This window comes from Cupriavidus necator A5-1 (assembly GCF_000744095.1).
Classification (GTDB): Bacteria; Pseudomonadota; Gammaproteobacteria; order Burkholderiales; family Burkholderiaceae; genus Cupriavidus; species Cupriavidus necator_A.
In genome coordinates, this window is record NZ_JQLI01000004.1 from 397924 (window position 1) to 410986 (window position 13063).

Here is a 13063-nt window from a genome sequence, read left to right on the forward strand (position 1 = left end):
TTGAATTAGCTCAAGACCGGACTCGGGTAGCGCACCACGGTTTTGTTCATGCGGGCCGGCTGTGCCGATGCCTTTTTTAGCATTGCCGGAGTAAGCCGTTGTGGCGACAGGTCAGTCAGCTTGAATGTGCAGATCCTTGATAATCCGGCCGAACCTCTCATAATCCGCAGCGTTCGCTTTGGCGAGCGTTTCGGGAGATCCCCCGATAGGTACTGCACCTAGTGTGCTCATGCGCGCGAGCACCTCGGGCATCTTCAGGATCTCGTTCATGTGTTCATTCAATGTCTTCACAACCGCAGGTGACATGCCTTTCGGTCCGAAGAGGCCGTACCACGTGTTCATCTCGACTTTGTACCCGGACTCCTGCAAGGTCGGAATGTTAGGGGCGAGAGGTGTACGCTCCCGATCCATAACGGCCAGGGGCACGAGCTTGCCACTCTCAAGATAAGGCTTCACCGTGCCGAGAGAAATGTAGGTCATCGGAATATGCCCACCGAGTACGTCGTTGATCGCGGGGGCAACGCCCTTGTATGGAACGTGCTCGAGATGCACACCGGTTGCCTTGTTTACCACCTCACCGAGAATGTGGTGGATCGAGCCGGTTCCCGCGGTGGCAAAACTGACCGTTCGACTCTTGGCTGCCGAGACCACATCCTTGAAACTCTTGAATCCGGAACCAGAACCCGCCACGAGAAAAAGTGGCACGCTCCCGACCTGCACGATCGGGGTGAAGCCGTTCAATGCATCGTACCCACTGTTCGGTCCGGTCTTGAGTACCAGTTGAGCAAAAGAAATACTCCCTGGCGTCAGGAGCAGCGTGTACCCGTCCGGGGCAGCTTTGGCCACATAGCTGCTACCGATGACCCCGGTCGCGCCAGGTCGATTCTCGACCACTACAGACTGTCCAAGTCTTGTTGACAACTTCTCGGCAAAGACGCGCGCCAGCATGTCCGTATCCCCGCCCGCCGGATAGGCGACCACGATCGAGATGGTTTTGCCGGGATAGCGTTGCGCAAAAGTGGAGCCGCTGAAACACGCGGTGGCTACAGAGGCAGCAAGCAGAAGTGCGCGGTGGATGCCAGTCATGATTTGGTCTTAAGTGGGTTGAACAGTAAGCGCCGCCGGAGGTTTTGAAGACATCAAAAACGGGGCATCTCAGCCCCGTCCCTGAGTCACTACGTGAACCGAGTATTAACTACATATCGTATCTATGTCAATACGATTTGTACCTATGCTCTTGGTTTCTCGCGCACGCACTGGAATGGCCCAGGAATGCACACGAATCGTGCCGGCTACAGCGCAGCATCCCTCCTAAAAATGCAAGAATGATCAATGTCCGGGTCTTCACCAAGATAGATACGAAACGTATTGACATAGGTACGTAACGTAGCTAATGTCGGCGTTAGCGTCGGCAAGGCGCGGTGGCACACGCGAGACAGCCAGCGGCAGGTACCTATAGTTGCCACATGCTTCCGCCACTTTTTGCTCTAACCACTTGGAAGGCAAGTTCATGAACCGCATCCATCGTATGTTTGTACTTGCGGCGTCCGCTGTCGCCGCATGTTTCTCCAGCGTGGCCCAGGCCGAAACCTATCCCAGCAAGCCCATATCGATCGTGGTGCCGTTCTCCGCAGGTGCGGGTACCGATCTGATAGCTCGTGTCCTGGCGGAGAAGCTGTCAGTCCGGATCGGCCAGCCCGTGCTCGTCGAGAATCGTGTCGGCGCTGCCGGCGTCATCGGAACCAGCTATGTGGCAAAGGCGCCCGCTGCCGGGTACACACTTTTGTTCGCGCCGGGAAGCATTTCCTTTGCCAACCTGGTAGTGAAGGGTGGGGCGAGCTCCGGCTACGATCCGGTGCACGACTTTACCCCGATTGTCGCTGTGGGTAATACGCCGGTGTTCCTGGTGACCGGATCGAACAGCGGCTTCAAGACGTTCAAAGACGTGGTGGTGGCAGCCAAGAGCAAGAAGTTGGAGTACGGTAGCGCGGGACCAGGCTCCATACTCCACATCATCGGCGAGGTAGTGAACAAGGAAACCGGGTTGAATCTCGTTCACGTCCCCTACAAGGGCGTAGCACCGGCGGTTGCCGATGTGCTGGGAGGTCATATTCCGTTTGCTTACGGTTCGCTCAGCACGATCCGGCCTTATGTGGCCAGCGGGAAATTAGTGCCTTTGGCAGTCACCAGTCGAGGACGATCCCCACTGGCGCCCGACGTTCCGACACTTAACGAGATGGGCTACAAAGGCGTCGATCTAAACTCGTGGTATGGCCTCTTCGGGCCCAAGGGCATGCCCGTGGAAGTGGTAAAGAAGTTAAACATGCACTTAAATGAAATCCTCAAAATGCCCGATGTGATTGCGCGGATGGCCGCCCAGGGCGCGTCGCCGATCGGGGGGGTACCGGAGGTGCTTGGCAGGATGAACGCAACCGATACTGAGCGCTTCGGAAAGATCATCAAAGAAATGGCCATTACGACGGACTAGGTCCGGCAAGGGATATTGCTACGCCACAGGAGTTACGCCAATATTGCTGCTCCTCACCGGATATCGATGTCTTGGAGTCGCAATGCCGTCCGAGCGTGCCTCGCGTTACGTGTGGGTCTCAAGACAGGCTGCCCTGTCTGTTTCTGCAGCAGGCCGTGATTGGCGCTCAATAATGCGTCGCGCCGTCCCCCGGCAGTGCCGCCATGTCCGGCTTATCGTCTGCCTTCTTGCCAGCGTGGCCACGGTAGCCGTGGCCGCCGCCGGCGACCAGCCTGAGGCGGCGAGGGATGCAAACGTCTGTAGCTCAGTCTGGTTCCCGCGAGGAATGCGACTGCAGATGGAAGCCGATGGCGATATGCCCATGTCACGCCGATCCACGCAGTTGGCTCCCTTGCCTACAGCGTCGGGATGCCAGACGGACATCGAGATTCACTCCAAGACGGCATTAGCGGCGCTGATGGGCCCGCCTGTTATCACGGAGCAGCAACAGCGCGTGCTCTTGCGACCGGCTGCAAACGGTGCGCCGCCTGGTATCACGGGTAGTGCCACGGTCAACGCATGGGCACGTTACACGCGCCTGTATGGCACGACTACCATTGATGGCCTTGGCCTGCTGGATTACCAATACCGCGGGTTGGCGCTGCACGAGGGTGACGTCCTTGATGGTGGCTCGGTCGAAGCCAGCGTTTCCTTCACCATCTATGCCCGTGACTCGGCCACTGAAGTGGGTAAACTCGTTGCCCCACATGCGACCGTCGCGGTAGCCTCGCGCCGGGTCGGAAAGCGCCAGCTGATTCAGACAGCGCTAGGCCCTTCGGAATGCGTGCCGATCCAGTATGTACGCGTGACGTCGATCGGTCCGATGATTATCGCAGGCGAGCAAGTCCTGTCCGAAGCTGCGCGCCTGCAAGTCACCGACTGGTACTGCCCGGCAGCTGGTGTGGTGATGCGTCAGGACATCACCGAGGGCGACAAGATGCAGCGCATCGACACGACGGCTGCCGATCCGCTGGAGCAAACTTCACAGGCCTCGCCCTGGCCGAGATGAGCGCGACTGCATTCGGCAATGTCTTGCCAACGCAGGTGATTGCGCCTCTAATGAGTCGGGGCAGAGAGCTAGCCAGAGGGCCAAATGCGCTGCGTAAGTTGCGGGTACGAGAACCCGGCGTTAGCCAATTTCTGCGAGGAGTGCGGTGCCAGCCTCGTGCAGATGTGTCTGCGTTGCGGCGGCGCTTCAGGCCCTGCAGCGAAATTCTGTGGCTCATGTGGCGCGCCCTTCACTGAGAGCCGCATCGACCTCGGCAGTACGCCCGGCCCGCTTCTTTACACCCCACCCCATCTCGCCGAGCGCATCCTCGCCGAGCAGGCAGCGATGGAGGCAAGAGGGCATCCGGCTGGCGAACGCAAGACCATCACTGCGTTGTTTGCAGATATGGCGGGCTCGACTGCGCTGATTCAGGACATGGACCCTGAGGACGCACGCGCGCTGATCGACCCGGTTGTGGCGCTCATGATGGAGGCCGTACACCACTACGAAGGGTACGTCGCCAAATCCCTGGGGGACGGTATTCTTGCGCTATTCGGTGCGCCAATTGCCCACGAGGACCATCCGCTGCGCGCATTGTATGCTGCACTGTGGATGCAGGGAACGATGCGTCGACATAGCGCCCAGGTCCGTCTGGAGCGCGCTATTTCGCTGCAGATCCGGGTTGGTGTACACACCGGGGAAGTCGTGGTGCGCTCCATTAGAAAGGATGACTTGCGCACCGATTATGACCCGGTGGGACACACTATTCACATCGCGGCCCGGATGGAAGGCGTGGCTGCACCATCGTCCATTCTCGTCAGCGAATCGGGACTCACAAGCTGAGCGCGGGCTATTTCGAGTTCAAAAGTCTGGGGACCGCGCATGTAAAGGGCGTCCGCGATTCGCTTGCAGTGTATGAGGTGCTCGGACTGGGACCTTTGCGCACGCGCTTGCAGGTGGCTGCGCACCGCGGTCTGGCAAGGTTTGTCGGCCGTCAGGCGGAAATGGAGTGCTTGCACCAGGCGTTGGAGCGAGCCAAGGCGGGGCACGGACAGATCGTTGGGGTGGTGGGCGAGGCTGGCGTTGGAAAATCGCGTCTGTTCCACGAGTTCAAGGAATGCTCCAGGCAAAGCTGCATGGTTCTGGAAACCTTTTCAGTGTCACATGGCAAGGCCTTTCCGTATCTGCCCCTGATCGACTTGCTGAGGAACTACTTTCAACTCACCACGCAGGATGACGAGCGGCTGTGCCGTGAGAAGGTCACAGGCAGGCTGCTGACCCTCGATCGCGCGCTGGACCAGTGTCTCCCATATTTGCTTTATCTACTCAGCATCAGCGAACCTGGCTCGCCGTTTTCCAGCATGGACCCCGCCATTCGGCGCCAGCGCACCTTCGAGGCGATTGTGCAGTTGCTTGTGCGGGAGAGCGCTGACCGGCCTCTACAACTGCTGTTCGAGGACCTGCAATGGCTGGACAGCGAGACTGAGGCGTTCCTGCATACGCTGGTCGAGCACATACCGGGCGCGAGAATCCTTATGCTCGTGAATTACCGCCCGGAGTACTCGCTCGACTGGGGCCGCAAGCGCAACTACACCCAATTGCGGCTGGAGCCGCTTGACCAGGCCGACGCGCAGGGCCTTTTGACCGCGTTACTTGGAGATGATGCCTCGCTCGTTTCTCTGAAGTCGCTCATCCTGGCAAAGACAGAGGGTAATCCCTTCTTCATGGAGGAAGTCGTCCAGACGCTGGTCGAGGAGAACATCGTACTCGGCCGGGCCGGAAGCTACCGCATCGAAAAGGGCCCTGCGGCCCTTCATATTCCGACGACCGTGCAAGCAGTTCTGGCCGCCCGTATCGACCGGCTCCCCGCCGCACAGAGGGAGCTGCTGCAGACGCTGGCTATTATCGGCAAAGAGTTCTCCTTAAGCCTGGTCCAGCAGGTCACCGTGCTCCCCGAAGACAAGCTGCGCGCGCTGCTGGCTGAGTTGGAGGCGGGAGATTACGTTCATGAGCGGCCAGCATTCCCAGAGGTGGAGTATGCCTTCAAGCATGCACTTACCCAGGAGGTGGCCGCCAACACCCTCCTGGTGACACAGCGCAGTGAACTGCATGAACGCACGGCACAGGCCATTGAAGCGTTGTTTTCCGCCCAGTTGAAGGATCATTGCAGCGAGTTGGCGCATCATTACAGCCGCAGCGGCAATATCCGGAAGGCCGTCGAGTACCTCCAGTGCGCCGGCCAGCAGGCCTTGCGGCGTTCAGCACAGGCCGAAGCGATACGCCATTTCAGTGCAGCCCTTGAGCTGCTCAGGCTACTTCCGGAAAGCCCCGAACGCACGCGCGAGGAACTCATGCTGTTGCTGACCCTGGGGCCAGCCTGGATGGCGGTGCGGAGTTACGGTGCCCCCGAGGTGGAAGCGACCTACACGCGTGCGCTGGCCTTGTGCGAGCAGGGCGCGGAAACACCGCAGTTCTTCTCGGCGCTGCTGGGGTTATGGTCGTTCTATCAATTGCGTGCGCAATACCGGGAAGCGGAAACCTTGGCAGAGCGCCTGCTACGCCTGGGCCAGGAGACACAGGAGCCCGAACAGCTGGCCGAGGCACACCGTGTTCTCGGCGCCACTGTGTTCCGTCTCGGCGAAATCGGCCAGGCACGTACCCACGAGGAGAAGGCGCTGGCGCTGCACCGTCCCGACGAGCCGCATTACGGTGGCCTTCTGCGCTACGCGCCGCGGGATTGCGCGGAATCCCGCGGTTCATACGCGTAGCGCTTTGAGCTGGATTCTCTGGTACCTGGGCTTTCCAGATCAGTCCAGCGTGCGTAGCCAGGAAGCTCTCGAGTTGGCCCGGAGTGCCGCGGACCCGCTGGCCCTTGCCCTGGGGCTGGCCTTTGCGGCCCAGCTCCATCAGTACCGACGTGAGACGCATCGGACCCGGGAGCTTGCCGAAGCTGCAGTCACGCTTTCGGACGAACGGGGGTATCCGCTGTACCAGGCCTGGGGAGTCATCCTGCAAGGCTGGGCCCTGGCCGAGGAGGGTAGTCACGAGGAGGGAATCGCACAAATACGAGAAGGCCTCATCGCCCACGAAGCGACCGGGGCGGCGCTGGGGCGCCCGACGCTGCTGGCGCTGCTGGCTGACGCCTGTGGAAAAGCGGGACAAGCCGAAGCGGGACTGCTCGTGCTGAACGATGCGCTGGCTCTGGCAAGCAAGACCGGCGAGCGGTTCCATGAACCAACGCTGATTCGGCTCAAAGGGGAACTGATGCTGCGATTGGCGGCTGGGAAGGAGGCCTCGTCCTGTGCCCAAGAGGCGGAGGCATGTTTTCAAACGGCGATTTCCATTGCCCGTGTCCAAGGAGCGAGGTCAGTGGAACTGCAGATTGCGCTGAGCCTGGCTCAACTCTGGCAGCGCCAGGGCAAGTTTGCCGCAGCGCGGGAGGTGCTGACGGGAATTCTCGGCAGCTTCACGGAAGGATTCGATACCGTCGACTGGCTTCAGGCAAATACGCTGCTGGCGGACCTGTCCTGATTCAGATGCTACCTCTGTGAGTTGCCGTCATCGGCTGGAGGTACGGATGACGCTCAAGGATGTGTAGCAGTGCCAGCCGCTTTGTCAGCGGCCGGCTGCAGCGCCCGTTGCGAGTTGCCTACGGCGCGCCGTGCATTGCGTTACTGGTTGTAGCCGTACACGCCGCGGCCGGTCTTGCGGCCCAGGTAGCCGGCGGCCACCATTTCACGCAGCAGCATGGCCGGGCGGTACTTCGGATCGGCAAATTCGCTGTACAGCACTTCCATCACGGCCAGCATGGTGTCCAGGCCGATCATGTCGGCTAGTGCCAGCGGACCGATCGGGTGGTTGCAGCCCAGCTTCATGCCTTCGTCGATCTCTTCCGGCGAGGCCAAGCCTTCGCCCAGCACGCAGAAGGCCTCGTTGATCATCGGGCACAGGATGCGGTTGACCACGAAGCCCGGGCTGCTCTTGACCGTGATCGGGCACTTGCCGAGCTGCTTCGACAGCGCTTCCACCGCAGCATGCGTGGCGTCGCTGGTCTGCAGGCCGCGGATCAGTTCCACCAGCGCCATCACCGGTACCGGGTTGAAGAAGTGCATGCCGATAAAGCGGTCGGCGCGCGAGGTCACCGCGGCCAGCTTGGTGATCGAGATCGACGAGGTGTTGGACGCGATGATCACGTTCTCGCCGACGATACCGTCGATCTGCTTGAGGATCTTGACCTTCAGGTCGTAGTTCTCGGTGGCGGCCTCGATCACGATGTCGGCGGCCTTCATGTCGTGATACGTGGTGCTGCCCTGGATGCGCGCCAGCGCGTCGGCCTTCTGGGCCTCGGTCAGCTTCTCTTTCTTGATCAACCGGTCCAGGCTGCCCGCCACGGTGGCCAGGCCCTTCTGCACGGCGGCGTCGCTGATATCGACCATCACCACGTTCAGGCCGACGACTGCGCAGGCCTGGACGATGCCATTACCCATGGTGCCGGCACCGACGATGCCCACGGTTTTGATTGCCATCTCTCTACTCCTCAAAGTTGTTTGTGTATCCGAATACTGTGTGGGCTCCAGTCAGACCAGGGTCGCTGCTTGCATCGGCAGCAAGGCCACGGCCCGCCGCCGCAGCATCGACTCAGGCCGCGTCCGCGGCGGCCCGCGAGCGTTCGGCGGCAAGCGCAATGCCGGCTTCAAGCTGCCCGAGGCCCTTGGAGAAGTTGCGCATGGTGGTATCGGAAACCTTCTCGAGTACCTCCTGCAGAAAACTCGATCGCTGCGGTAAGCCTTGCTCTACGACATCACGCCCTTGCGCAGACAGGATGACATTGGTGATTCTGTTGTCTTGTTCGGACGTTTCTCTTGTCACCCAGCCAAGCTCCTGCAAGGCTTTCAGCTGGCGTGTCAGTGCGCCGGGATCCATGTCGACCTGCTCCGCGAGCGTCTTCTGCCCGATCGGCGCCGCATTGATGTACAACCCGTGAAGGACGCGCCAACGCGGCAGCGGATGCCCGATGCGCTGTTCGAAAGCCGCCGCATAGGCGCGGTAAGTACGCGCGAACTGCCGCAGCAGCGCCACGCTCTCTTGCTCGAGTTCCATTCGATTCTCCCGCCTGGCTCAATCGGCGACAGTGGCCGTCGATTCAATGGTCCGAATGAGCTTCACGGGGGGAACGCGGGTAGCTCGCCAGATACCAGCCACTGCAAACACCAGGACCACCATCAAAGCAATATGAATAGCATCCACAAGTGACACGCGGACGTGCTCGAGCAGCAAAGCGCCGTCGTGCCCGGCCTGATGCAGTTGGGTCAGCAAAGCTTCTTGCGCTGTCTTGTCGACCAGGATCTGAGGATTGGACATCCGCGGCAACCAGTTGCTTGCATCCGCCTCCGCGAGCACAGCACTGACACGGTTCATATAGCTACGGTTCACCAGCGTGCCGACAAGGGCGGTGCCGACCATGCCGCCCACCATGCGCAAAGACTGGAGCATAGCCGTGGCAATGCCCAGGTTCTCAGGCCCCGCGGTCTGCTGCGCAAACACGGTCAGATTGGGCAAAATGAACCCCAAGCCAAAGCCGCCAACAAGCATGATTGCCATCAGCACATGATCAGACGTTCCGCGCGTGGATTGCGTCAGGCCAAGGCAAGCCATTGCCTGCATTGCAAAACCAGCATAAAGCATGTAGTTGGGACGAGGAATCCGTGTAATGAGGCGGCCGTTCAGAATGCTGCCAGTAGTCACGCATACCACCAAGGGAGTGATCAGCAGTCCCGCCTCCTTCGGCGAATGGCCGAATCCGCCCTGGAACAGCAGGGGCGTATACACCAACAGGGAGAACATGACGAAGCCTGCTACGGTCGAAATCAGAAACAGTGGGCCCAGATTCGGATTGCGGAACATGTCGAGCGGCAAGATCGGGTTCGCGGCACGCCGCTCCCACCACAGCAGGCTTGCACAGGCCAACACCGAGGTCGCGAGCAGACTCGAAGTCAGCAGCCCAACGCCGCGATCGGGCAGGAGCTGGACGCAGAGTTGCAGGCTGCCCAGGCCGAGCCCTATCAGGCCGGCGCCCAACCAGTCAATGCTAATCCCGTCGTCATGCGATAGAGGGCGCAAGTGTGGCAGGTAGCGCCAGGAAAGGAACAGTCCGAGCAGACCGACTGGCAGGTTCACATAAAAGATGGCGCGCCAGCCGTACCACTCCGTAATCAGGCCGCCCAGGGAGGGCCCTACAGCGTTGGCAATACCGAACGCAGTGGTCATGATGACTTGCCAGCGCAGGCGCACATGGGCATCCGGGAATAATTCCGGAACGCAGGCAAACGCAGTCCCAACCAGCATACCGCCCCCGACACCCTGCAAGCAGCGGGCAGCGACCAGGAAAGGCATGTTAGTTGCTATGCCGCATAACGCTGACGCGACAATGATCACGACGATCGACGCCAATACGAACGGTTTGCGCCCGTAATAGTCGCCCAACCTTCCAAAGATAGGGACGGTAATGACGGACGCCAGCAAATACGCCGTCGCCACCCATGCGTAATAGTGAAAGCCCTTTAGCTCGGCCACGACCGTAGGGAGCGCGGTGCCCACCACAGTTTGATCCAGGGCCACCAGCGTCACGACAACAGCGAGACCCAGCACTGCGAGCAAGGACTCGCGAAAAGGCAGCACTTGGCCGGTCTTGTATGGGTTGTGAGGCTGATGGGGCATTTTGTTGTCGCGTCAATCATTGTGCTGTCAATGAGTGTACTACATGCGATCACGATTTCCTATATAAGATCTTATGTTCGTATTTACGACCGAAATGCGGATTCCAGGATGCCGATCGACCCTGGTGCGCGCCATCAGATAGTTCGCGTACAGGTATCGCCGGTGCTGGCGGCAATGTCACGCGCAGTTTTCGCGTCTGCAACGTGCATTAGTTGCGGCAGGCAGACGTGGTTCTTGGCGGCGATGACCTGCGCCAGAATCGAGAGGGCGATCTCAGGCGGCGTCCGGCTTCCTATATAGATGCCTGCCGGGCCTTGCAGGCGGGCCAGCTGCTGATCGCTCAGGTCGAACTCCCGCAGTCGTGCGCGACGCGCGTCATTGTTGCGTCGCGACCCCAGGGCACCGACATAGAAGGCGCGCGTGCGCAGCGCTTCCATCAGTGCCAGGTCATCGAGCTTCGGATCGTGCGTGACAGCGATCACTGCGCTGCGGTCGTCGAGCTGCATCTCTGTCACCGTGTCATCCGGCATGGTTCGCACCATGGTGACGCCCGGAATGTCCCAGGTTTCGGTGTACTCTTCGCGCGGATCGCAAATGGTAACCTGGAAGCCCAGGCCAACGGCAATCTGGGCCAGGTACTTTGACAGCTGTCCGGCTCCAATCACGAGCATGCGGTAGCGTGGTCCATGAATGGTGAGCAGCGTCCTGCCGTCGAAGCTCAGGCCGTCCGTGGATTGCGCAGCGCTGAGCCGGGCATGGCCGCTCGCCATATCAAGCGTTCGCGCCACGAGTTTTCCGCTTTCTACGGCCTCAAGCAGCTCGCCGATGCGGCTCCTGGAACTGAGGGGCTCCTTCACCAGTTCAATAGTGCCGCCGCAAGGCAGGCCAAAGCGATGGGCCTCTTCTGCGCTCACCCCATACTTGATGGCTTCCGGCTTCACGTTGGCAATGCCTTCGCGCCGGACCCGGTCGATGATGTCGTCCTCAATGCAGCCGCCCGATACCGATCCCACGACCAGTCCGTCGTCGCGAACCGCCAGCATCGCGCCTTCGGGCCTGGGTGAGGAGCCCCAGGTCCTGACTACCGTGACCAGCAACGTGCGATGACCTTCGGTCATCCAGCGCACGCTGCTTCTCAGGACTTCAAGATCCACGCTGTCCATGATGATCTCTGCGCTGCAATTAGATTGACAAAGAAACAGGCGACGTCGCCTTGCTGGCTGCCGATCGCTACCGCGACGGATGACGTTGTCAGGAAAAGGCCTTGCTCCGTTGTGATCGCGGTGCTCATTCACGTTCTGCCCGGCGATATCGCGCAAACGCCATCAATTGCCGATCTCTCCACTGGCACCGCTGCACCAACCCTTGCAGCGGCAGCTTTGCCCGCATCTGTTCGTCGACCCGGGCGATGATCTCAGTGCCCCATGGCGCATCGTGCGCGCGCGAAGCGGCGATGCGCTGGTAAAGGGGGCCGAGGCGTGCTGCATAATCGGCAACGCCACCGACTGCGTTCAGGTCGATCGTCTCAAACGGTCCCATAAAGGACCACCGCCACCCCAGACCGTCGCGAACCGTCTTGTCGACATCCTCAGCCGACACGATGCCATCTTCGACCAATGCCCAGGCCTCTCTCAACAGCACGGCTTGCAGTCGGTTCAAGACAAAGCCTTCGATCTCCCGGTTGACCGTGATCGCGGTCTGGCCCACGGCAGCCATCAGTTCGCTGGCAAAATCAAGGGTGCGGGTTGAAGTCCCAGGGGAGGGGACGAGTTCGACGAGCGGCACCAGCGAAGGGGGATTCACCGGATGCACAATGATGACCCGGGGTGTCAGCGCCAGGTTGTTCGCGAACTGCGACGCAGGGATCCCGGAGGTGGAGCTTCCAATGATCCGACGCCCGTCGTCGCAAGCCTGCAATTGCTCCATCAACTCGCGCTTATGATCGACCCGTTCCAGAATCGATTCCTGCACGTAAGTGGCGCCTTCCAGGGACAGCGACAGCGACGCGCAAGACTTGATGCGTGACATCACGACTGCCGCGGACTCACTCAGCAAGCCATAGCTGTCAAGATCCTCAAGCTGGCGCAGTATGCGGGCCGGCGCAGCCTCGATTATCTGCGGATTCGCATCATACAAGTGGACCGTCGCGCCCGCGCGTGCGAACACGACTGCCCAACCCATCCCCACAAGACCCGTTCCCACGATGGCCACCGCGCCACCGCGCAGGACATCTACCGCAGACTTCATTGGCGTGCTCCGAGATCAGGCTGCGCGCCTGCCAAACATTCGGCCGAGCCACGTCACAAAACTGGCAAACAGCCCGGGGCCCGCGTAACGCTGGCCCGATACGGCGGCCGGGGCCGGCTGAGGAGCGGCTGCATAGCGCTTGTTCAGTTCTGCCAGGAAGGCTCCGAAAAAATCGCCAGCCATCTTCTGCGCCGCCATGTCGATCAACCTGGAGCCGACCTGTGCGAGCTTGCCGCCAACACTTGCGGTTGCGGTATAGCGCAGGAGCGTCTTGCCGGATGCCAGCGGGGACAAGGCCACACCGGCTTCGCCGCGCCCATAGCCGACCGCACCGCCCTGACCACTGAATTCCAGCGTGTACGAGGTAGGGGCGGCGATGTCCTTCATGCGCATGTGGCCTTTGAACTTCGCTTTGATCGGCCCGACGGCAGCGGTAATGAGTACCTCAAAGCTACCGTCGTCCTTCTGTTGAATGGATTCGCACCCCGGAATGCACGTTTGCAACAGGGCGATATCGTTGAGGGCTTGCCAGGCGATATCCTGCGCCACGGGCAATTCCTTCTCTTCGTTCATCTTCATGGCTG

The 13063-nt window shown here is 60.5% G+C and carries 9 protein-coding genes and 1 pseudogene; 3 read left to right on the plus strand and 7 right to left on the minus strand.

Translation table 11 applies throughout. The features are described from left to right. Positions 1 to 111: 111 nt before the first annotated feature. Positions 112 to 1086 (minus strand): Bug family tripartite tricarboxylate transporter substrate binding protein, encoded by a 975-nt coding sequence (locus K307_RS23735; RefSeq protein WP_042883224.1) that lies wholly within the window; start codon positions 1084 to 1086, stop codon positions 112 to 114. Positions 1087 to 1510: 424 nt separating this feature from the next. On the opposite strand from K307_RS23735, the gene K307_RS23740 reads away from it, so the two are divergent. The 3 genes and pseudogenes from K307_RS23740 (at position 1511) to K307_RS23750 (ending at position 7046) form a co-directional block, all read left to right on the plus strand. Further along, positions 1511 to 2488: a Bug family tripartite tricarboxylate transporter substrate binding protein gene (locus K307_RS23740; RefSeq protein ID WP_042883226.1), complete on the plus strand. Its 978-nt coding sequence runs from the start codon at positions 1511 to 1513 to the stop codon at positions 2486 to 2488. A gap of 337 nt (positions 2489 to 2825) precedes the next feature. Further along, the gene (locus K307_RS23745; protein WP_230626046.1) at positions 2826 to 3536 is read left to right on the plus strand and encodes a hypothetical protein; all 711 of its coding nucleotides are present in this window, start codon (positions 2826 to 2828) and stop codon (positions 3534 to 3536) included. Positions 3537 to 3620: 84 nt separating this feature from the next. Continuing rightward, a pseudogene (locus K307_RS23750) lies at positions 3621 to 7046 on the plus strand (adenylate/guanylate cyclase domain-containing protein). Between the two features lie 140 nt (positions 7047 to 7186). Here K307_RS23750 and K307_RS23755 read toward each other — a convergent pair. The 6 genes from K307_RS23755 to K307_RS23780 all read right to left on the minus strand — a co-directional run bounded on the left by K307_RS23755 (position 7187) and on the right by K307_RS23780 (position 13058). Continuing rightward, positions 7187 to 8056 carry a 3-hydroxybutyryl-CoA dehydrogenase gene (locus tag K307_RS23755; protein ID WP_268989223.1) on the minus strand — a complete coding sequence of 290 codons (870 nt, stop codon included), beginning with the start codon at positions 8054 to 8056 and terminating at the stop codon, positions 7187 to 7189. A 97-nt stretch (positions 8057 to 8153) separates the two neighbouring features. After that, positions 8154 to 8615, minus strand: coding sequence for a MarR family winged helix-turn-helix transcriptional regulator (locus tag K307_RS23760; RefSeq protein WP_042883232.1), 462 nt, complete (start codon positions 8613 to 8615; stop codon positions 8154 to 8156). Positions 8616 to 8633: 18 nt separating this feature from the next. Continuing rightward, entirely contained in the window at positions 8634 to 10232 is a 1599-nt protein-coding gene (locus tag K307_RS23765; protein WP_042883234.1) for an MFS transporter, read from the minus strand. Between the two features lie 134 nt (positions 10233 to 10366). Continuing rightward, the gene (locus K307_RS23770; protein WP_042883237.1) at positions 10367 to 11395 is read right to left on the minus strand and encodes an XdhC family protein; all 1029 of its coding nucleotides are present in this window, start codon (positions 11393 to 11395) and stop codon (positions 10367 to 10369) included. Between the two features lie 124 nt (positions 11396 to 11519). Continuing rightward, a complete protein-coding gene (locus tag K307_RS23775) occupies positions 11520 to 12479 on the minus strand; it encodes a 3-hydroxyacyl-CoA dehydrogenase (RefSeq protein WP_051975146.1) in 960 nt (319 codons plus the stop codon). Between the two features lie 15 nt (positions 12480 to 12494). Then, positions 12495 to 13058: a CoxG family protein gene (locus tag K307_RS23780; protein WP_042883239.1), complete on the minus strand. Its 564-nt coding sequence runs from the start codon at positions 13056 to 13058 to the stop codon at positions 12495 to 12497. Positions 13059 to 13063 lie beyond the last annotated feature (5 nt).

Excerpts from the sequence above, each read along its gene's own strand:
- K307_RS23780 (WP_042883239.1), bottom strand. The coding sequence starts at position 13,058 with ATGAAGATGAACGAAGAGAAGGAATTGCCCGTGGCGCAGGATATCGCC.
- K307_RS23765 (WP_042883234.1), bottom strand. The coding sequence starts at position 10,232 with ATGCCCCATCAGCCTCACAACCCATACAAGACCGGCCAAGTGCTGCCT.
- K307_RS23775 (WP_051975146.1), bottom strand. The coding sequence starts at position 12,479 with ATGAAGTCTGCGGTAGATGTCCTGCGCGGTGGCGCGGTGGCCATCGTG.
- K307_RS23745 (WP_230626046.1), top strand. The coding sequence starts at position 2,826 with ATGGAAGCCGATGGCGATATGCCCATGTCACGCCGATCCACGCAGTTG.
- K307_RS23735 (WP_042883224.1), bottom strand. The coding sequence starts at position 1,086 with ATGACTGGCATCCACCGCGCACTTCTGCTTGCTGCCTCTGTAGCCACC.
- K307_RS23740 (WP_042883226.1), top strand. The coding sequence starts at position 1,511 with ATGAACCGCATCCATCGTATGTTTGTACTTGCGGCGTCCGCTGTCGCC.
- K307_RS23760 (WP_042883232.1), bottom strand. The coding sequence starts at position 8,615 with ATGGAACTCGAGCAAGAGAGCGTGGCGCTGCTGCGGCAGTTCGCGCGT.
- K307_RS23770 (WP_042883237.1), bottom strand. The coding sequence starts at position 11,395 with ATGGACAGCGTGGATCTTGAAGTCCTGAGAAGCAGCGTGCGCTGGATG.